The 19,680-nt window shown below is 38.6% G+C and carries 20 protein-coding genes and 1 pseudogene; 8 read left to right on the top strand and 13 right to left on the bottom strand.

What is annotated here, in order from left to right:
- Positions 1–230: 230 nt before the first annotated feature.
- On the top strand, positions 231–863 hold the full coding sequence (locus VSAL_RS17345; protein WP_012551614.1) for a YdcF family protein: 633 nt from the start codon (positions 231–233) through the stop codon (positions 861–863).
- A gap of 111 nt (positions 864–974) precedes the next feature.
- On the opposite strand, the gene VSAL_RS17340 is transcribed toward VSAL_RS17345, so the two are convergent.
- The 3 genes from VSAL_RS17340 to tnpA (VSAL_RS17330) all read right to left on the bottom strand — a co-directional run bounded on the left by VSAL_RS17340 (position 975) and on the right by tnpA (VSAL_RS17330) (position 3,192).
- Complete coding sequence (locus VSAL_RS17340; protein WP_012551613.1) at positions 975–2,462, bottom strand: IS66-like element ISVsa2 family transposase; 1,488 nt, start codon at positions 2,460–2,462, stop codon at positions 975–977.
- 71 nt (positions 2,463–2,533) lie between these two features.
- Positions 2,534–2,881 carry an IS66 family insertion sequence element accessory protein TnpB gene (gene tnpB, locus VSAL_RS17335; protein WP_012548924.1) on the bottom strand — a complete coding sequence of 116 codons (348 nt, stop codon included), beginning with the start codon at positions 2,879–2,881 and terminating at the stop codon, positions 2,534–2,536.
- Positions 2,878–3,192 carry an IS66 family insertion sequence element accessory protein TnpA gene (tnpA, locus tag VSAL_RS17330; RefSeq protein ID WP_012548925.1) on the bottom strand — a complete coding sequence of 105 codons (315 nt, stop codon included), beginning with the start codon at positions 3,190–3,192 and terminating at the stop codon, positions 2,878–2,880. The genes tnpB (VSAL_RS17335) and tnpA (VSAL_RS17330) overlap by 4 nt, the downstream gene beginning before the upstream one ends.
- 82 nt (positions 3,193–3,274) lie before the next feature.
- On the opposite strand from tnpA (VSAL_RS17330), the pseudogene VSAL_RS17325 reads away from it, so the two are divergent.
- Together VSAL_RS17325 and glgX are read left to right on the top strand one after the other, a co-directional pair.
- Positions 3,275–3,709: pseudogene (locus tag VSAL_RS17325) on the top strand (TOBE domain-containing protein); the annotation flags it as partial.
- Positions 3,710–3,781: 72 nt separating this feature from the next.
- Positions 3,782–5,737, top strand: a complete 1,956-nt coding sequence (gene glgX / locus VSAL_RS17320; protein WP_044583539.1) for a glycogen debranching protein GlgX — start codon at positions 3,782–3,784, stop codon at positions 5,735–5,737.
- 343 nt (positions 5,738–6,080) lie between these two features.
- Here the strand turns inward: glgX and VSAL_RS17315 are convergent, their stop codons facing one another.
- A complete protein-coding gene (locus VSAL_RS17315; RefSeq protein ID WP_012551611.1) occupies positions 6,081–7,022 on the bottom strand; it encodes a chemotaxis protein CheV in 942 nt (313 codons plus the stop codon).
- A gap of 191 nt (positions 7,023–7,213) precedes the next feature.
- On the opposite strand from VSAL_RS17315, the gene sstT reads away from it, so the two are divergent.
- Positions 7,214–8,455 carry a serine/threonine transporter SstT gene (sstT, locus tag VSAL_RS17310; protein ID WP_012551610.1) on the top strand — a complete coding sequence of 414 codons (1,242 nt, stop codon included), beginning with the start codon at positions 7,214–7,216 and terminating at the stop codon, positions 8,453–8,455.
- Between the two features lie 94 nt (positions 8,456–8,549).
- On the opposite strand, the gene VSAL_RS17305 is transcribed toward sstT, so the two are convergent.
- The 6 genes from VSAL_RS17305 to VSAL_RS17280 form a co-directional block, all read right to left on the bottom strand.
- Positions 8,550–10,037: an IS66-like element ISVsa2 family transposase gene (locus VSAL_RS17305; protein ID WP_012549008.1), complete on the bottom strand. Its 1,488-nt coding sequence runs from the start codon at positions 10,035–10,037 to the stop codon at positions 8,550–8,552.
- A 71-nt stretch (positions 10,038–10,108) separates the two neighbouring features.
- Entirely contained in the window at positions 10,109–10,456 is a 348-nt protein-coding gene (tnpB, locus tag VSAL_RS17300; protein ID WP_012548924.1) for an IS66 family insertion sequence element accessory protein TnpB, read from the bottom strand.
- Positions 10,457–10,554: 98 nt separating this feature from the next.
- Positions 10,555–10,767 (bottom strand): IS66 family insertion sequence element accessory protein TnpA, encoded by a 213-nt coding sequence (gene tnpA, locus VSAL_RS17295; protein WP_044583525.1) that lies wholly within the window; start codon positions 10,765–10,767, stop codon positions 10,555–10,557.
- A gap of 193 nt (positions 10,768–10,960) precedes the next feature.
- The gene (locus tag VSAL_RS17290; RefSeq protein ID WP_012551609.1) at positions 10,961–11,212 is read right to left on the bottom strand and encodes a hypothetical protein; all 252 of its coding nucleotides are present in this window, start codon (positions 11,210–11,212) and stop codon (positions 10,961–10,963) included.
- 641 nt (positions 11,213–11,853) lie between these two features.
- Positions 11,854–12,300: a redox-sensitive transcriptional activator SoxR gene (gene soxR / locus VSAL_RS17285; protein WP_012551608.1), complete on the bottom strand. Its 447-nt coding sequence runs from the start codon at positions 12,298–12,300 to the stop codon at positions 11,854–11,856.
- 55 nt (positions 12,301–12,355) lie between these two features.
- Complete coding sequence (locus VSAL_RS17280) at positions 12,356–12,934, bottom strand: TetR/AcrR family transcriptional regulator (RefSeq protein ID WP_012551607.1); 579 nt, start codon at positions 12,932–12,934, stop codon at positions 12,356–12,358.
- Positions 12,935–13,104: 170 nt separating this feature from the next.
- On the opposite strand from VSAL_RS17280, the gene VSAL_RS17275 reads away from it, so the two are divergent.
- Complete coding sequence (locus VSAL_RS17275; RefSeq protein ID WP_012551606.1) at positions 13,105–13,317, top strand: TIGR02450 family Trp-rich protein; 213 nt, start codon at positions 13,105–13,107, stop codon at positions 13,315–13,317.
- 56 nt (positions 13,318–13,373) lie between these two features.
- Here the strand turns inward: VSAL_RS17275 and VSAL_RS17270 are convergent, their stop codons facing one another.
- Complete coding sequence (locus VSAL_RS17270) at positions 13,374–14,033, bottom strand: 3'-5' exonuclease (RefSeq protein ID WP_044583538.1); 660 nt, start codon at positions 14,031–14,033, stop codon at positions 13,374–13,376.
- Between the two features lie 328 nt (positions 14,034–14,361).
- Here VSAL_RS17270 and tnpA (VSAL_RS17265) point away from each other — a divergent pair, with 328 nt between their 5' ends.
- The 3 genes from tnpA (VSAL_RS17265) (at position 14,362) to VSAL_RS17255 (ending at position 16,534) form a co-directional block, all read left to right on the top strand.
- Entirely contained in the window at positions 14,362–14,631 is a 270-nt protein-coding gene (tnpA, locus tag VSAL_RS17265) for an IS66 family insertion sequence element accessory protein TnpA (protein WP_012549325.1), read from the top strand.
- Complete coding sequence (gene tnpB, locus VSAL_RS17260) at positions 14,628–14,975, top strand: IS66 family insertion sequence element accessory protein TnpB (RefSeq protein WP_012548924.1); 348 nt, start codon at positions 14,628–14,630, stop codon at positions 14,973–14,975. The genes tnpA (VSAL_RS17265) and tnpB (VSAL_RS17260) overlap by 4 nt, the downstream gene beginning before the upstream one ends.
- Positions 14,976–15,046: 71 nt before the next feature.
- The gene (locus VSAL_RS17255; protein ID WP_012549008.1) at positions 15,047–16,534 is read left to right on the top strand and encodes an IS66-like element ISVsa2 family transposase; all 1,488 of its coding nucleotides are present in this window, start codon (positions 15,047–15,049) and stop codon (positions 16,532–16,534) included.
- Between the two features lie 122 nt (positions 16,535–16,656).
- Here VSAL_RS17255 and VSAL_RS17250 read toward each other — a convergent pair whose 3' ends face one another.
- A complete protein-coding gene (locus VSAL_RS17250) occupies positions 16,657–18,258 on the bottom strand; it encodes an ABC-F family ATPase (protein WP_083198982.1) in 1,602 nt (533 codons plus the stop codon).
- Positions 18,259–18,472: 214 nt separating this feature from the next.
- Positions 18,473–19,660 carry a lytic polysaccharide monooxygenase gene (locus tag VSAL_RS17245; protein ID WP_012551603.1) on the bottom strand — a complete coding sequence of 396 codons (1,188 nt, stop codon included), beginning with the start codon at positions 19,658–19,660 and terminating at the stop codon, positions 18,473–18,475.
- Positions 19,661–19,680 lie beyond the last annotated feature (20 nt).

The raw sequence follows: 19,680 nt of genomic DNA, 5'->3' as shown, positions 1-19,680 counted from the left end.
TAACTTAACACATTGTCGTTACAATACTGTGAACCATGTAACTTCTATATATTTACAAAATAGATTCACTCGTTAATGTGCTTTAGGTCAATCTTTAATTGCTTCAAGTAACATTTAGTTTACACAATAATAGTCAAATGTACATACAATATGTCGTTCACTAAATGTTTATTTGCATATTAATTTAGTGAGTGTAATTATCAAAGTAATTTTATGGTTTAGAGGTTTTTATGTCATTGTCTCTTTTTACTCAATTACAACGCATTTGGGATTATCATTTACTTAACCAACCGATAAAAAAAAGTGATGCCATTTTTGTTCTTTGTAGTTATGACTTACGTGTAGCTGAACATGCCGCTCAACTTTACTTAGATGGATTTGCTCCTTTAGTCATTTTTTCTGGTGCTCAAGGCCGTGCAACTGAAGGCTTATTTACGTTGAGCGAAGCAGAAACTTTTGCTAATGTCGCCAAAGATATGGGGGTCCCCTCTTCCGCTATATTACTCGAAACAAAAGCCACTAATACTGGTGAAAATATATTCTTCACTCAAGATTTACTGAAAGAAAAAAATATTACTCTTAATTCATTATTACTTGTACAAAAACCTTATATGGAAAGACGCTTATTAGCCACCTTTCTAAAAAATTGGAACGATATAGAATTTTGTATAAGTTCGCCTAATATTAGATTTGTAGATTACCCAACAGATGAGGTTACTTTTGATCATGTCGCGAGTATTATTTTAGGTGAATTACATCGACTAAAAATTTACCCTACACTTGGGTATCAAGAACAACAAACGATTCCTGATGATGTATGGAAAGCATTTGAAAACTTAACCAAACTAGGGTTTGATGAATAATTATTCAAACTATCAATAAAATATATTCTTCATAAAAAAGCCCCAAAGATCAAAATCTTTAGGGCTTTTTTATTGTTCAATCCATTATTTTAAACGTAAGCGTGCGGGGAACTACACCTTGTCTTTTACATTCCAAGGTAAAAGTGAATCGATATCTGGCGATCCAACACATAAACGATCTAGACAATACCTAATATAATCGTAAGGGATTAATCCGTTTGCCTTTGCTGTTTCTACAATGCTGTAAAGCATTGCACTTGAATCTGCACCAGCCGTTGAACCCGAAAATAACCAGTTTTTCCGGCCGATAACAAACGGTTTAACCGCTCGCTCTGCTCGATTGTTATCAATAGATAACAATCCATCATCAATATAACGAACTAATTTATCCCATTGATTTAATGTATAGCTAATCGCCTCACCTAATTTTGTTTTAGGTGATACTCGACTAACTGCGCTATCAAGCCAATCACGGAGCTCTTTAAGTAAATCGCGGGCTTCTGTCTGCCTAGCAACATACTTGGCTTCAGGGGAAGCCTCTTTTAATAACGATTCGATCCGGTATAGCTTTTGGATTTTACTCAATACCCAATCTGCACTCCCTGTTTTCCCTTTTACTTGAACACGTTGAGCCTCAATAAATCGTCGACGTGCGTGTGCCCAACAGCCAACTAACATCGCTTCAGTTTGTTCATAACCTTGGTAACCATCGGTATGTAAATACCCGTTATAACCTTTTAAAAAGTTAACTGGATGGTAGCCATGCCTGCTAGATTGATAATCATAAAGTACAATTCCAGGCAAAACACCAGAGCCTGGAGAATCATAGCCAGAGCAGTAGACCCACATATAACATTTTGCTTTTTCAACATCCAACACATTTACCGTTGTTTCATCACAATGCAGAGTGGGTTGTTCAATCAAAATACGATGTAACTCGTTATTAAGAGGGGTAAATAGTACCGAGCATTTTATTAACCAATCCGCCATCGTTCGCCGTCCAATAATGATACCCCATTGCTGAAATAACGTTTCTTGACGATAAAGTGGAAGACTGTATTGAAATTTAGCCGTAATAATTTGAGCAAGTAAACTTGCGGTCGCAATCCCTTTAGGGATTGGTGACGCTGGCATTGGGGCTTGTTTAATGTCTACTGAAGTATTGTTTTTTTCACAATTTCGGCAAGCATATTTAGGACGAACATGTTGAATAACTTCCACTTTAGCTGGTACAAATTCCAACTTTTCACTGATGTCTTTACCCATCGCATGCATCTCTAGACCGCAACACTTACAAGTTTTATCTTTTATGTCGTGGATAATAACAGTACGCGGTAAGTCTTCAGGTAAGCGTTGGCGTTTTGGCTTTTGACGAGTGTAGGTAATCGTTTGTGTGTCATCATTTTCAATGATGATTTCTTCTTCTGTTTCATTGAATAAATCAAATTGAGTCGAGTCAGATTCACTGCTTTTACCAAAGCGCTGATGTTGAGCCAGCCGAAATTGCTCTAGAAGACGGTTATATTTATTTTCAAGCTGAAGCACAAGTGCTTTCAGCTCGTCAATGGTATCAGGAAGTGGTTTTATTTTATCAGTCATGTAGATGACTATATAACGATAATACAGGTAATCAATCGGTTGCCTCCTATTCTTGACTGAGAATCAACTATTTAAAGGGTTGTTTGATAATGTACCGGTTGATGTCCTAAGATATCAAAACCTTGTAATAGCAGTGTCAGTTGCTGCTCTGATAATGCTAACGTATCGTTATTTATATTTCGTGGCCATTTGAAGCGGTCTTCATCTAATCGCTTGTACCATAAAGCGAATCCTGTTTTATCCCAATACAATATTTTGAGTTTATCACGAGGCTTATTGCAAAATATAAATAGAGCATCACTAAACGGTGATAGTTGCATTTCTTGCTCAACAATCACGACAAGGCCATTAATGGCCTTGCGAAAATCGACAAAATCACGATGAAGATAAATGGTGGAAACATCAGTAAATACATTCATGATTGATACCCTTTTAATAAGAGTCCTATCCAGTGAGGTTCAGTATTAGCTGGCAATGTTAATCGCAATTTTCCGATAGAAAGTTGAATATCTGGTAATTGTGGAGTGGCGATGATAGTTGATGTTAACGCTTCTACTTTCAAGAAAGTAGAAGCGTTAATCTTTTGTTTCCATCGTGCTTTACGTGCACTAAATGTCTTTGGCAGAATATTATGGTTACGACAAAATTCAGCGGCACTAAGCTTGCTAGATTGCTGAGATTCAAATAGAGCGTGCCATTGCTCTGGTGTTCTCTTTTTATCTTTTTGCATAATTACGTTCTCGTTAAATGAAAGATCGTAAGATACGCATAATGAATTTTATTTGTTAGGTGTAGTTCCCCGCACGCTTACAAAAAATCGCTTTGTTGCAGGTTTCATTGGTTCACCAAAAATGAATTTCATTAGTGTTTTCATTGATGATGTAGAAGACGATCAAGTTAAGGTTCAATTTGCAAACGGCTCTTCATTTTGGATCCCAGTTGATGGAAAAAATGTGATTCGTGGCGAACGAATGTCTCTTGGTATAAGACCTGAGCATCTTATTGCAGCAGAAAAAGCAGATGCCATTATTCATGGCGATGTTCTTGTGGTAGAAAAGTTGGGATATGAAACACAAATTTATTTAACCGTTGAGGATGCGGACGCCGATATCATATATCGTGTACCTGATACTGCTCTTGTTAATGTTGGTGATAAATTTACGATTGGGATCCCTGCATATCGTTGTCATTTATTCAATAACGATGGCAAAGCATGTCAAAGACTTTATAAAGAAGCTGGGGCTTAACATAAAAACCTTAGTCAAATTTAACAAGCCCAATAATGCATTGGGCTTTTGTTGTTTATCCAGAGGTACATTGTGATTACCAACCAAGCTTTCCCTTACCCTTTAGGTGCAAACCTAAAAGCACACGGATGTAATTTTTCAGTTCACTATGCTTCTGATTATCCATTAACATTAGTGATTTTCAATAATGATGGTAGCCATCAAGAATACCCATTTACTGAAGAATACGGTGCTATAAAATATACCTTTATCGAAGGTGTTACTGCTGGCTGCATTTATGCTTTTAAAATCATAAAAGATAAAGAAGAATTATTACTTCTTGATCCTTATGCAAAAGCATTAGCTAATACACCTCATTATCAAACACCCTATACCTCAGAGCAAAGTTGGACACTGGCACAATCCGTCGTTATTAATAATGAATTTGATTGGCAGCAAACCTCAAGACCAATGATCCCCCACTCTGAAACTATCTTACTAGAAACCCATGTAAAAGGGTTTACCCTACTTAACACTAAGGTAAAAGAAGAAGTTCGGGGAACTTACCTTGGTTTAGCGGATCCTGCTAATATTGCACATTTAAAACAGCAAGGGATTACTTCAATCCAGCTACTTCCTGTTGCTGCTTGTATGCACGAACCACATTTACTTGATATGAAAATGGTCAATTATTGGGGGTACAATCCACTCTCATTCATGGCTCCAGATCCAAGGTACGCAAAAAACGATGCCGTTATAGAATTAAAAACTGCCGTTAGAGAGCTTCATAAAAACAACATCGAAGTCATTTTAGATGTTGTTTATAACCATACGGCAGAGGGAGGTAATGGCGGCTCAATATTTAATTTAAAAGGATTAGATCAGGACTATTATCTGCACCACCACGGTAACTACACTAACTATACAGGTTGTGGGAATACACTCGACATTACGCATCAAGCAAGCTTAAATTTAGTCATGGACACTTTACGCTACTGGGTAGAACAATATCATATTGATGGTTTTAGATTTGATTTAGCCGCTACATTAGGCCGAGAATATGACCAATTTAACCCCAACAATGCTTTCTTCAAAGCAGTCGCTCAAGATCCTATTCTTCAAAGAGTGAAGATGATTGCAGAACCTTGGGACATTGGCCCTAACGGTTACCAAGTAGGGGAGTTCCCTGATGGTTGGAACGAATGTTGTGATAAGTATCGCGACACGACAAAAAGCTTTTGGCGCGGTGAACAAAATCACATCAAATCCTTAGCGACACGACTTATGGGATCTCGAGATCTGGTTAGTGCTTCACGATGGCCTCACAAATTACCCGTAAATTACGTCAGTTATCATGATGGATTTACACTGCAAGATTTGGTCAGTTATAAAGATCGTCATAATCATGCGAATGGCGAAAATAATCGAGATGGACATGGCGATAATCGCTCAGATAATTATGGTATTGAAGGGACGACCAGTAATCCAAGGATTATTGCTCTACGTGAAAAACAAAAACGGAATATGATGACGACCCTTCTGTTCAGTTTTGGCATTCCACACTTACTCGCTGCTGATGCTTGCTCACATACACAGCAAGGGAATAATAACGCGTATTGCCAAGACAGTACTATTAGCTGGGTTAACTGGTCACTCAATCGAAATGCAAAAGAATTCAAAGCATGGTTGGCTGAGATGATTCACGCTCGTCAAACGCATATGGCTCCGATAATAAATGCATTCAGTGGTTCGAGAAGAAATGGACAGAAAGTTGAATGGTACGCGCCTGATGGGCATGTGATGAACCACAGTGATTGGCATGGAGCTAAATCATTATGCTTGCATCTCAATGTTGATAATGGGAATAAAGAATTATTGATCATTATTAATCAGGCAAATACAGCGACTCAATTTATACTTCCTGAAGCCACAGAACAGCGTCGTTGGTTGTTAATTTGTGATACTCAATACAATAAATTGACGTCAAAACAAACCCTATTTGACTATAGTTTGTCACCTCTTTCTATTGCTATCTTCGCGACACAATAAACCACTAATAAAAAAGGAGGCGTAGGCCTCCTTTTTGGTACTTGCACTAAACTTAATGTTCAGTTTCAGATTTTACACGTCCCTTGTGATATGTTCTATACGCTAAAACCGTCAGCGTAATTATTAGCTTGGATGTCATCCAGATCATATACGAACAATCTACCTTAAAATTGGTGTGTAAAAGACAAAGTGTCTTGCTCTTTATCACTCTAATAACATTAGAGCGGACAATAATAATACCTAAAGGCAACAATTTTGTCATTAACTTTACATAACTCCCAGCCAAATGCATTGACTGTGAAAATAAACCAACACAAGTAATTAACATCAATAATGCTATAAATTAAATTATTTGAGATAAGCGATCTTGCACGACACCCACAATTAAGTCTGGTTGAAACTTAGAAATAAAACGATCACACCCTACTTTCTGTACCATAGCATCGTTAAAACTGCCACTTAATGATGTATTCAATGTAATGAACAAATCTCTCATACGTGGATCATTTCGAATCTCATGCGTTAAACGGTAGCCATCCATTTCTGGCATTTCAGCATCCGTGATCATCAACAAAATCTCATCAGTCACCACTTTACCTTCATCACACCATCGTTTTAATAAATTCAAGGCTTGTAGACCATCACTACATTCTATTACCTCTAAACCTAGCTGTTGTAATGTACTACGAACTTGTGCACGCGCAGTGCTTGAGTCATCAACCGTTAATACTTTACGCCCGTGCATATGATGAATAAGGTTTTCATCTAAAACGCCTTCAGAGATCGATATATCATAGTCAATAATTTCAGCTAAGACTTTTTCAACATCAATAATCTCAACAATCCGGCTTTGTTTTGGTTCAACTTCCACTTGCGTAATTGCCGTTAAATAATTATGACGACCCACGGTTTTTGGTGGCGGTTGAATATCAGCCCATGTTGTATTTATAATATTTTGAACTTGACCAACTAAAAAGCCCTGAGTTGAGCGATTATATTCAGTAATGATCAAGTTAGTGTCTTCATCGATCTCCATTGGCTTCATGCCAATCGCACCACGTAAATCGATAACAGGAACAGACTCACCACGTAAGCTTGCGACTCCGGCAATATGATGATGCGAACCCGGCAGCCTTGTTAATTTAGGAACCTTAAGGATCTCTTTTACTTTAAATACATTAATCGCAAAAATTTGGGCTGTATTAAGCTTAAACAGCAATAACTCCAATCGATTTTCACCCACTAGTTGGGTACGTTGATCAACGCTACTTAACATTCCACTCATCGGTATCGCTCACTTAATAAGATATGTTGATAATATAATCAAGGATGCTTTCTACAGCACGTTATATATATATTATCGGCAAATTTGAGAAGTCTTTAACAAGTTAGTGCAAAAAAATAGACAATAATGTTACTATTCGCCAAATAAGCATCAGATAAGATGTATGTTGTACTAAATTAAAGGAATTTTATATGTCACCAGCACAACCCCTACTCGTTCGAATGATGAATACTAACATCGTTCTTCAGATACTCGTCGGTATTATTGCCGGTGTTGCTCTTGCTGTACTTGCTCCAGATCTTGCTGTTTCTGCCGGTCTTTTTGGTCAATTATTTGTTAGTGCGCTAAAAGCAGTTGCACCAATTCTTGTCTTTATTCTAGTAGCATCATCGATTGCAAATCAGAAACGTGGACAAGACTCAAATATGAAGCCTGTGGTTGTTTTGTATTTAGTCGGTACCTTTTGTGCTTCATTAACCGCTGTAGCAATGAGTTTTATTTTTCCAACGACTCTCTCTCTTGTTACTGATGCGGCAACGAACAGTGCACCAGAAGGCATAATGGAAGTTCTACATACACTTCTATTCAAAATTATTGATAACCCAATTAATGCGTTAATGACGGGCAACTTCATTGGTATCTTAGGTTGGGCAATCGCTTTAGGCTTAGGTCTTCACTCTGCTTCTGATGCAACAAAGAAAGTATTCATTGACCTTTCAAACTGTATATCAAGCATTGTAACGGTCGTTATTCGTTTTGCACCTATCGGTATCTTTGGTTTGGTTTCTAGCACATTTGCAGAAACAGGCTTTGATGCATTAGCAGGTTACTCTCACCTACTGGCGGTTCTACTTGGTTCAATGGCATTTATCGCATTAGTCGTTAATCCATTAATCGTATTTATCCGCACAAAACGTAATCCTTACCCATTGGTATTTTTATGCTTACGTGAAAGTGGTGTAACCGCATTCTTCACTCGTAGTTCAGCAGCAAACATCCCAGTAAACATGGCATTATGTGAGCGTTTAAACCTACATAAAGATACCTATTCAGTATCGATTCCACTAGGTGCAACAATTAACATGGCTGGTGCCGCGATTACCATTACCGTTCTTACGCTAGCAGCGGTTCATACGGTTGGTGTTCAGGTTGATTTACCTACGGCATTACTGCTTAGTTTAGTGGCTGCGGTTTCGGCGTGTGGTGCTTCTGGTGTTGCTGGTGGTTCATTATTACTTATCCCATTAGCATGTAGCTTATTTGGTATCCCTAACGAAATTGCAATGCAAGTGGTTGCTGTTGGTTTCATCATCGGTGTAGTTCAAGATTCAGCTGAAACCGCCCTAAACAGCTCGACAGACGTTCTTTTCACTACAGCAGCATGTCGCACTGCAGAAAACCCATACAAACCTCTAATACAAGAAACAAACTAATTTGGTTTTATGATACAAATAAAAAATGGCAGCGAATTATCGCTGCCATTTTTGTATCTATAATCTATTAATGATGTCGTAAGCGTGCGGGGAACTACACCTTGTCTTTTACATTCCAAGGTAAAAGTGAATCGATATCTGGCGATCCAACACATAAACGATCTAGACAATACCTAATATAATCGTAAGGGATTAATCCGTTTGCCTTTGCTGTTTCTACAATGCTGTAAAGCATTGCACTTGAATCTGCACCAGCCGTTGAACCCGAAAATAACCAGTTTTTCCGGCCGATAACAAACGGTTTAACCGCTCGCTCTGCTCGATTGTTATCAATAGATAACAATCCATCATCAATATAACGAACTAATTTATCCCATTGATTTAATGTATAGCTAATCGCCTCACCTAATTTTGTTTTAGGTGATACTCGACTAACTGCGCTATCAAGCCAATCACGGAGCTCTTTAAGTAAATCGCGGGCTTCTGTCTGCCTAGCAACATACTTGGCTTCAGGGGAAGCCTCTTTTAATAACGATTCGATCCGGTATAGCTTTTGGATTTTACTCAATACCCAATCTGCACTCCCTGTTTTCCCTTTTACTTGAACACGTTGAGCCTCAATAAATCGTCGACGTGCGTGTGCCCAACAGCCAACTAAAATCGCTTCAGTTTGTTCATAACCTTGGTAACCATCGGTATGTAAATACCCGTTATAACCTTTTAAAAAGTTAACTGGATGGTAGCCATGCCTGCTAGATTGATAATCATAAAGTACAATTCCAGGCAAAACACCAGAGCCTGGAGAATCATAGCCAGAGCAGTAGACCCACATATAACATTTTGCTTTTTCAACATCCAACACATTTACCGTTGTTTCATCACAATGCAGAGTGGGTTGTTCAAGCAAAATACGATGTAACTCGTTATTAAGAGGGGTAAATAGTACCGAGCATTTTATTAACCAATCCGCCATCGTTCGCCGTCCAATAATGATACCCCATTGCTGAAATAACGTTTCTTGACGATAAAGTGGAAGACTGTATTGAAATTTAGCCGTAATAATTTGAGCAAGTAAACTTGCGGTCGCAATCCCTTTAGGGATTGGTGACGCTGGCATTGGGGCTTGTTTAATGTCTACTGAAGTATTGTTTTTTTCACAATTTCGGCAAGCATATTTAGGACGAACATGTTGAATAACTTCCACTTTAGCTGGTACAAATTCCAACTTTTCACTGATGTCTTTACCCATCGCATGCATCTCTAGACCGCAACACTTACAAGTTTTATCTTTTATGTCGTGGATAATAACAGTACGCGGTAAGTCTTCAGGTAAGCGTTGGCGTTTTGGCTTTTGACGAGTGTAGGTAATCGTTTGTGTGTCATCATTTTCAATGATGATTTCTTCTTCTGTTTCATTGAATAAATCAAATTGAGTCGAGTCAGATTCACTGCTTTTACCAAAGCGCTGATGTTGAGCCAGCCGAAATTGCTCTAGAAGACGGTTATATTTATTTTCAAGCTGAAGCACAAGTGCTTTCAGCTCGTCAATGGTATCAGGAAGTGGTTTTATTTTATCAGTCATGTAGATGACTATATAACGATAATACAGGTAATCAATCGGTTGCCTCCTATTCTTGACTGAGAATCAACTATTTAAAGGGTTGTTTGATAATGTACCGGTTGATGTCCTAAGATATCAAAACCTTGTAATAGCAGTGTCAGTTGCTGCTCTGATAATGCTAACGTATCGTTATTTATATTTCGTGGCCATTTGAAGCGGTCTTCATCTAATCGCTTGTACCATAAAGCGAATCCTGTTTTATCCCAATACAATATTTTGAGTTTATCACGAGGCTTATTGCAAAATATAAATAGAGCATCACTAAACGGTGATAGTTGCATTTCTTGCTCAACAATCACGACAAGGCCATTAATGGCCTTGCGAAAATCGACAAAATCACGATGAAGATAAATGGTGGAAACATCAGTAAATACATTCATGATTGATACCCTTTTAATAAGAGTCCTATCCAGTGAGGTTCAGTATTAGCTGGCAATGTTAATCGCAATTTTCCGATAGAAAGTTGAATATCTGGTAATTATGGAGTGGCGATGATAGTTGATGTTAACGCTTCTACTTTCAAGAAAGTAGAAGCGTTAATCTTTTGTTTCCATCGTGCTTTACGTGCACTAAATGTCTTTGGCAGAATATTATGGTTACGACAAAATTCAGCGGCACTAAGCTTGCTAGATTGCTGAGATTCAAATAGAGCGTGCCATTGCTCTGGTGTTCTCTTTTTATCTTTTTGCATAATTACGTTCTCGTTAAATGAAAGATCGTAAGATACGCATAATGAATTTTATTTGTTAGGTGTAGTTCCCCGCACGCTTACATATTGGTTAAATCGGAAAGGGAATAAATAAGCTAAAAAAAAGGCTAAGATCTTTCTCATTGAAAGTATCTTAGCCTTTTTTCATACCCTATCGTTGCAATAGGATGAATAATTAATGAGTCGTACGATTTGTGCCATTACGAACGAGATCTTGCCCCGTTTGAAAAACGTCTTCGGTTACCCAACGAGAGAATAAGAGTTGGTGTTTATCATCCAATACGGCAACAAAGCGACGACCGTCTTTATTATTGGTTGCCATAGCAATACCTGCAACATTCGTTAGCCCTAAACCACCGCTTTCTACAGAAATTAAGAACGTTTCTAAATCTTCTAGATTAGTGATCATATCTACTTCGTTGGTCATATTTATATTCTCTTGATAAACAAAACTTACTTTTTGGCAATGCCATTACGATAGTCGCTACTTTACCGAGGTTCCTGACAAATTGAAACTCCCTTATCTATACTCTACCTATAGATTTATCATCATTTACTGCAATCAGTGTTAATCTAAAACTCTACTGGTAAACGGAGCCACATCATGTCACAACAAAGAGCATTCAATGCCCCACGACAATTTAACTAAACTAAGTCCATGATTAAATGGGACTCAGTGAGTTGAGATTACTCGTCAGTTTTAGGGCCAGAGATTAACAAAGTATGAGTTCTCTTCGGTGACAATGACGCGTCTTTCTCTTTAGGAAAATTATTATTCCAAGTTGCCAACGAGCATAAAGACACATACCCATGGCTCTTAAGGCTTAGTTTGAAAGACTGTAAGCTTGCTCTTTTGTAGTCTTGATATTCTTTCATTATTCTGATTTTTACAGCAAATAGTACGGCTAACTTACTATTGATTTCTTTGCCAACACAGGGCATTCAACTTTTTGTTATACCATAACTTGCTGTCTTTTATAAAAGCCAAGTAACCCCAATGACTCGCTGGTACTGCCATCATCTACTCTTTGGCCTGATAGATAAAAATACCATCACAAAAATAGACACTTATTTTAATAACAAGCGTTGAGCACCATTGCCCTCTTCATGCAAAATATCATCAGGGTTTAATAACTGACATCTATCCATACTCAAACAACCACAGCCAATACATCCGGTTAAGTTTTCTTTAAGAGACTGGATTTGTTCAATTTTTTTATCGAGATCTTTTTGCCATTTCTTTGCGACCTTTTCCCAATCACGTCTTGTCGCCGTTTCCTTCATGGGTAAGTCAGCTAACTCTTTCGTTATTTCTTCTAGCGTAAAACCAACAAGCTGAGCCACTTGAATAAGCGCAATGCGCCTTAACATTGACGGATGAAAACGGCGCTGATTTCCTGCCGTTCGGATAGAGGCAATGAGATTTTTAGTTTCATAGAATCGCAATGCAGAATCGGCAACACCACTTCGCTCTGAAAGCATGCCGATCGTCAGCAATGTTTTTTCATTTAACATTAATCACTCCATGATATTGATAAATTAAGCTGAATAAACGTAACGTTGCTCTCTTTTAGAGTGACACAAACATATCATCAATCATTTTCTCTAAAGGTGCATCGCCATTACTTGCACAAGCATAAGCTCTTAATCCCATAATTTGTACTTGAACAAAACGTGCCAATTGAGCCACATCTTTGTCTTTGCTTAACTCACCTTGCTGCTGTGCTTCTTCTAACAAAGTAATAAATTGACCTTCCATGATAACGAGCATTTTCTTTGCTTCAGCGAGCAATTCTGCGTTTTCTTCCGTTAATTCTGCAATCGTTTTTGCCAGCATACACATACGGCTTGGTAGTGGCCCTTTATTGCCAATAATATTCAACGTGACAAACTCTTTTAAAGCAGACAAAGGCGATGTCGTATTCGCTTTGCATTCAGCAATGTGGGCAACACCCATTTCGGTGTATTTGTTTAATACTTCTTTGAATAGCCCTTCTTTACTGCCAAATGTCGCGTAAATACTGCCAGGGCGCATATCAATCACGTCTTGAAGATTACGCATTGATGTGGCGTGAAAGCCTTTTTCCCAATAAAGATTGGTGGCTTTTTCAATCACATCATCTCTGTTAAATTTGGCTGATTTTGCCATAATAAGTTACTCTCAAAAAACTTGAACACTTGTTCAATAATAGCACTTTGTAGATTGAAATGCAGTTTTTGCTTAAAAACAATCTCCTCTACTCAATAACTGAATCAATTTGATCTATGCTTTGTAAACCACATCATGATCAATTAGAAACCATTCTCTAAGGAATAATAATGAATCAAATTAATCCCAAAAAACTCTTAAATAGTAAATGGACGGCCGTTAATCCGATCAAAAAAGAAAAACATTTTTTAATTACTGAAATTGAATTTGAAGACAATGAAGTAACACATTGTTTAATAGAAGCCGTAATAACAAAACGAGCAGAATCTCTGGATTGGAAAGAATTAAAAGACCAAGAAAATTGGCTTTCAGGTTGGAAATAAAAAACGCCTATGTAAAAAGAAAACATAAGCGTTAATTAAGAAAAAATAGCGTAAAATTAGCCTTGTTTCTTTAAAAATTGAACGATTGACCCTTTTGGGGTTTTGGCGATTTTTTGCATTAATGAAAAATCAGGGCTTTTAATCGCATAATCGCTTTCTAGGGTATCTAACAGCACTTGCCATAATGAAGCCGTCACTTCGGCATCGGCTAACGCTCTGTGGAACACACCATCATTATCGATTTGATGATAAGCCACTAACTCTCCCAACTTATGCGATGGTGCTTCTTGAGTCAGCCGTCTTGATACCAATAATGAACACGCGAACGTTCCATCATAATCTCGCTGAATCGCGTCAAGCTCTGCATCTAAAAAACGCTGATCAAACGAGGCATTATGAGCCACTAAATTACACCCTTGAATGAAGTCCGCAAACTCGTGCATGACCGTGGCACAATCATCCGCTCCCATCAGCATGGCATTGGTAATGCCAGTGTAATTCGCAATGAACGAGCTTACTCTAAAACCAGGATTCATCAATTTTTGAAAGCGATCAACAATAACGCCATTTTCTAGCTTCACCGCACCAATTTCTATGGCGCGATCGCCTTGGTTTGGAGATAAACCCGTGGTTTCGAAATCGAGAACAACAACAGTATTAGCAAGCGCGGCTGGGTTTTTAGAAGAGCTTAAAGGCACGAAATATTTCCAAGTCATATAATTAGTCGGCAATGATACCACTTCTGTTGTTTATATATAAAATGATAAGAACATGACTCTCACGTAAGGCTGATTAATGAGCACACTATTTAAGGATCTTTTCTCTGAATATTTCGATAGCGCCCTGCCAGAGGCATTGATATAGCTAATGTTGAAATTACCCCACGCAAGTTTTACGTAGACATGCATCAGTTATCTATTGTTCTTAATGGGCGAAAACTGGATAAAAAAGAGTTTGAATTACGTAAGCGTGCGGGGAACTACACCTAACAAATAAAATTCATTATGCGTATCTTACGATCTTTCATTTAACGAGAACGTAATTATGCAAAAAGATAAAAAGAGAACACCAGAGCAATGGCACGCTCTATTTGAATCTCAGCAATCTAGCAAGCTTAGTGCCGCTGAATTTTGTCGTAACCATAATATTCTGCCAAAGACATTTAGTGCACGTAAAGCACGATGGAAACAAAAGATTAACGCCACTCCACAATTACCAGATATTCAACTTTCTATCGGAAAATTGCGATTAACATTGCCAGCTAATACTGAACCTCACTGGATAGGACTCTTATTAAAAGGGTATCAATCATGAATGTATTTACTGATGTTTCCACCATTTATCTTCATCGTGATTTTGTCGATTTTCGCAAGGCCATTAATGGCCTTGTCGTGATTGTTGAGCAAGAAATGCAACTATCACCGTTTAGTGATGCTCTATTTATATTTTGCAATAAGCCTCGTGATAAACTCAAAATATTGTATTGGGATAAAACAGGATTCGCTTTATGGTACAAGCGATTAGATGAAGACCGCTTCAAATGGCCACGAAATATAAATAACGATACGTTAGCATTATCAGAGCAGCAACTGACACTGCTATTACAAGGTTTTGATATCTTAGGACATCAACCGGTACATTATCAAACAACCCTTTAAATAGTTGATTCTCAGTCAAGAATAGGAGGCAACCGATTGATTACCTGTATTATCGTTATATAGTCATCTACATGACTGATAAAATAAAACCACTTCCTGATACCATTGACGAGCTGAAAGCACTTGTGCTTCAGCTTGAAAATAAATATAACCGTCTTCTAGAGCAATTTCGACTGGCTCAACATCAGCGCTTTGGTAAAAGCAGTGAATCTGACTCGACTCAATTTGATTTATTCAATGAAACAGAAGAAGAAATCATCATTGAAAATGATGACACACAAACGATTACCTACACTCGTCAAAAGCCAAAACGCCAACGCTTACCTGAAGACTTACCGCGTACTGTTATTATCCACGACATAAAAGATAAAACTTGTAAGTGTTGCGGTCTAGAGATGCATGCGATGGGTAAAGACATCAGTGAAAAGTTGGAATTTGTACCAGCTAAAGTGGAAGTTATTCAACATGTTCGTCCTAAATATGCTTGCCGAAATTGTGAAAAAAACAATACTTCAGTAGACATTAAACAAGCCCCAATGCCAGCGTCACCAATCCCTAAAGGGATTGCGACCGCAAGTTTACTTGCTCAAATTATTACGGCTAAATTTCAATACAGTCTTCCACTTTATCGTCAAGAAACGTTATTTCAGCAATGGGGTATCATTATTGGACGGCGAACGATGGCGGATTGGTTAATAAAATGCTCGGTACTATTTACCCCTCTTAATAACGAGTTACATCGTATTTTGCTTGAACAACCCACTCTGCATTGTGATGAAACAACGGTAAATGTGTTGGATGTTGAAAAAGCAAAATGTTATATGTGGGTCTACTGCTCTGGCTATGATTCTCCAGGCTCTGGTGTTTTGCCTGGAATTGTACTTTATGATTATCAATCTAGCAGGCATGGCTACCATCCAGTTAACTTTTTAAAAGGTTATAACGGGTATTTACATACCGATGGTTACCAAGGTTATGAACAAACTGAAGCGATTTTAGTTGGCTGTTGGGCACACGCACGTCGACGATTTATTGAGGCTCAACGTGTTCAAGTAAAAGGGAAAACAGGGAGTGCAGATTGGGTATTGAGTAAAATCCAAAAGCTATACCGGATCGAATCGTTATTAAAAGAGGCTTCCCCTGAAGCCAAGTATGTTGCTAGGCAGACAGAAGCCCGCGATTTACTTAAAGAGCTCCGTGATTGGCTTGATAGCGCAGTTAGTCGAGTATCACCTAAAACAAAATTAGGTGAGGCGATTAGCTATACATTAAATCAATGGGATAAATTAGTTCGTTATATTGATGATGGATTGTTATCTATTGATAACAATCGAGCAGAGCGAGCGGTTAAACCGTTTGTTATCGGCCGGAAAAACTGGTTATTTTCGGGTTCAACGGCTGGTGCAGATTCAAGTGCAATGCTTTACAGCATTGTAGAAACAGCAAAGGCAAACGGATTAATCCCTTACGATTATATTAGGTATTGTCTAGATCGTTTATGTGTTGGATCGCCAGATATCGATTCACTTTTACCTTGGAATGTAAAAGACAAGGTGTAGTTCCCCGCACGCTTACTGAATTACTAGTGTAGATTTAGCGTTTAATAAAGTACTAAAAATAAAAAAGCGCGAGCTGATATCATCAGTCTCGCGCTTTTTTTGCTAAGTAACGTTAATTAAAATTAAGCTACATGCATTCTGTTTTTATGATCTAGGTACTCGTTATAAGTACCTTGGAAGTTAACCAGTTTCTTACCTGTAACGTCAATGATTTGAGTCGCTAGAGAAGAAACAAACTCACGGTCATGGCTTACAAAGATTAATGTGCCTGTGTACACTTTTAATGCTTCGTTTAGCGCTTCAATCGCTTCCATATCCATGTGGTTGGTTGGTTCGTCCATAACAAGTACGTTGATTTCTAGCATCATTAACTTGCCAAACAATAGACGGTTTTTCTCACCACCAGAACAGTTTTTCGCTTGTTTATTTGTATCATCCGCTGTAAACAGTAGACGGCCCAAAATACCGCGAACCATCAAGTCATCGTGTTTCACTGTACGCCACTGTGAAATCCAATCAAAGATGCTTAAATCGTTATCAAAATCAGCCGTACTGTCTTGTGGACAGTAACCAAAGGTCGCATTTTCAGACCATTTAACGATGCCTTCATTTTGCTCAAGGTCGTTAACTAAACAACGTAACAATGTCGTTTTACCCACACCATTTTCGCCGATGATAGCCAGACGAGTACCCGCTTCAAGAAGTAGGTTACCGCCTTCAAATAATACGTCTTCTTCAAAACCGTGGCCTAAATCTTTCAATTCAAGTGCTTGGCGGTGCAATTTCTTGCCTTCACCGAAGTTAATTGATGGGCTCATACGGCTTGATGATTTCACTTCATCTAGCGAGATTTTGTCCATTTTCTTTGCACGAGAACTTGCTTGCTTCGCTTTAGATGCGTTCGCACCAAAACGGTTTACGAAATCTTGCAGTTCACTGATCTCTGCTGCTTTCTTCGCGTTACCAGAAAGTAGTTGCTCACGGATCAAACTAGACGCTTCAAGGAAGTATTCGTAGTTACCTGGATAAACACGAAGTTCGCCGTAATCAATGTCTGCCATATGAGTACATACAGAGTTTAGGAAGTGTCTATCATGCGAGATAATGATCATTGTACATTTACGTTGATTAAGCTCACCAGCTAGCCAGTTAATCGTATTAATGTCCAAGTTGTTGGTTGGTTCATCAAGTAGCAAGATATCTGGGTTTGCGAACAATGCTTGTGCTAGTAACACACGCAGTTTCCAACCTGGAGCAACTTGTTGCATTAAGCCATAATGAAGTTCTTCATCAATACCGGCTTGTAATAGAATGTCACCAGCACGGCTTTCTGCGCTGTAACCGTCCATTTCTGCGAATTCACTTTCAAGTTCAGCAACCTTCATACCATCTTCTTCACTCATTTCTGGTAGTGAATAGATGCGCTCACGCTCTTGTTTGATTTCCCATAATTTCTTGTCACCCATGATCACAACATCAATTACACTGTATTTTTCAAACGCAAATTGATCTTGGCTCAACACGCCTAATTTTTGTCCTGGCGTCATTGATACGTTGCCTGAACTAGGAGTTAATTCACCACTTAGAATCTTCATGAACGTTGATTTTCCGCACCCATTCGCACCGATCAAACCGTAACGGTTGCCGTTGCCAAATTTAGCTGAAATATTTTCAAATAAAGGCTCTGCGCCAAATTGCATTGTGATGTTGTTTGATTGTATCAACGAAGTAATTCCTAGGGTTTACTGACAAGTCATTATTGGGCTAATTAGAGGGCCACAAGATGAAGGACGAAAGTATGATGAATGAGAAAATCTAGCCGCGGATTATACAGAGATCTTGATCACATTGTCGAGAGATATGACGTTTTAATACACAATAAAAAAAGCCCCAGAATAATCTAGGGCTTCTATTTATATTATAATTAGTCGTAAAGGGTTATCGCCATACTCCCCATTCGCCTGTTTTTCCCGGCTCTTCACCTTTTGTCCACCACTGAGCAACCCATGTTCCTCCTTGATGTGTCACGCTCTCCCTCGCCTGATAAGCATTATTTTTATCCCATTGATTCGTTGGTTCGACTGGTGGCTCAACGGGAGGAGTGATGTCGGCTTTAATTAGCGACAGTTGATAACTTAGATTTGCCTTAGGAGCAAATACTCGATTCGCATAAATATTAATGGTGTCATACATATAATGGTTCATCTCTTGATGCCAAATACCAATAAACCATGCTTTATTTTTCAACTGATTAAACTGACCAGCTAACTCTGCCGACCATGTTGCTGTGTTATTTACGGTTATCGCTAAGCTAATGTCTGTTGTCTCTGCGCCTGTTGCATCAAAAGTTCTAAACCTTACCGAGTCTCCAGATTCTACAGGACCAAATCCTTGACCAATGTAATAGCCTAGATCGGAATATTGTGGCGGTGGCTCAACAGGATCTATAGGCCCGGGAGGCGTCGTTCCAGCTCCATCAAAGGCGATATCACTGCAGTTATAAAATCCTTCGCCTGCGGCATCTTCACGTTGCCAACGAGTGTAGAGCACGGCTGAATCGGCACGGTCTGCTGGGAGAGTAATTTTAATGCGGTATTTTTTATCGTCTCCAACAATAATATCTCCTGCCGTATCGACGACATCGAGATCACCCCAAGTAAGCGGAACGGTTGGATCATAATTTACGTTAGATAAATAGAATTGCCAGTAAGAAGGGTTATGGGGGGCGGTGGCATTAAAGACGAGTTCAAGTTGGTTATTCTCATCTAACGTAATGGCCGTTTTTTGCCAATGCGTTGATCCCATATTCAACCCTGATTTGGCCTTATCTCCTGCGGAACATAAATTACCATCACGAACAATGGCTTGAACATGTGCCATGTCTTTATAATTAGGAACATTGGCCGCCACTTCATTACGTTGAACAAAGGGGAATGCACCAGATTCATCAAACGCAGACTGACACGCTTGATTTGGAATGGTGTTATCCCAAAACCCACCATCAAGATAACAGGTGTTTTGCCTCGCACTTGGGTATTCAACCCAGCCATGCGCTTGTACTCCCATTGAGGATAATGCGCCAACAAAGGCAATGGTAAGCGAATTGATTTTTATTGTATTTGTCATATTTCATCCTTGTCTATAAA

The sequence above is a fragment of the Aliivibrio salmonicida LFI1238 genome (assembly GCF_000196495.1).
In the GTDB taxonomy this organism is placed as follows: domain Bacteria; phylum Pseudomonadota; class Gammaproteobacteria; order Enterobacterales; family Vibrionaceae; genus Aliivibrio; species Aliivibrio salmonicida.
Note: the sequence above shows the minus strand (reverse complement) of the source record. Positions and strands in the feature narration are given on the sequence as shown.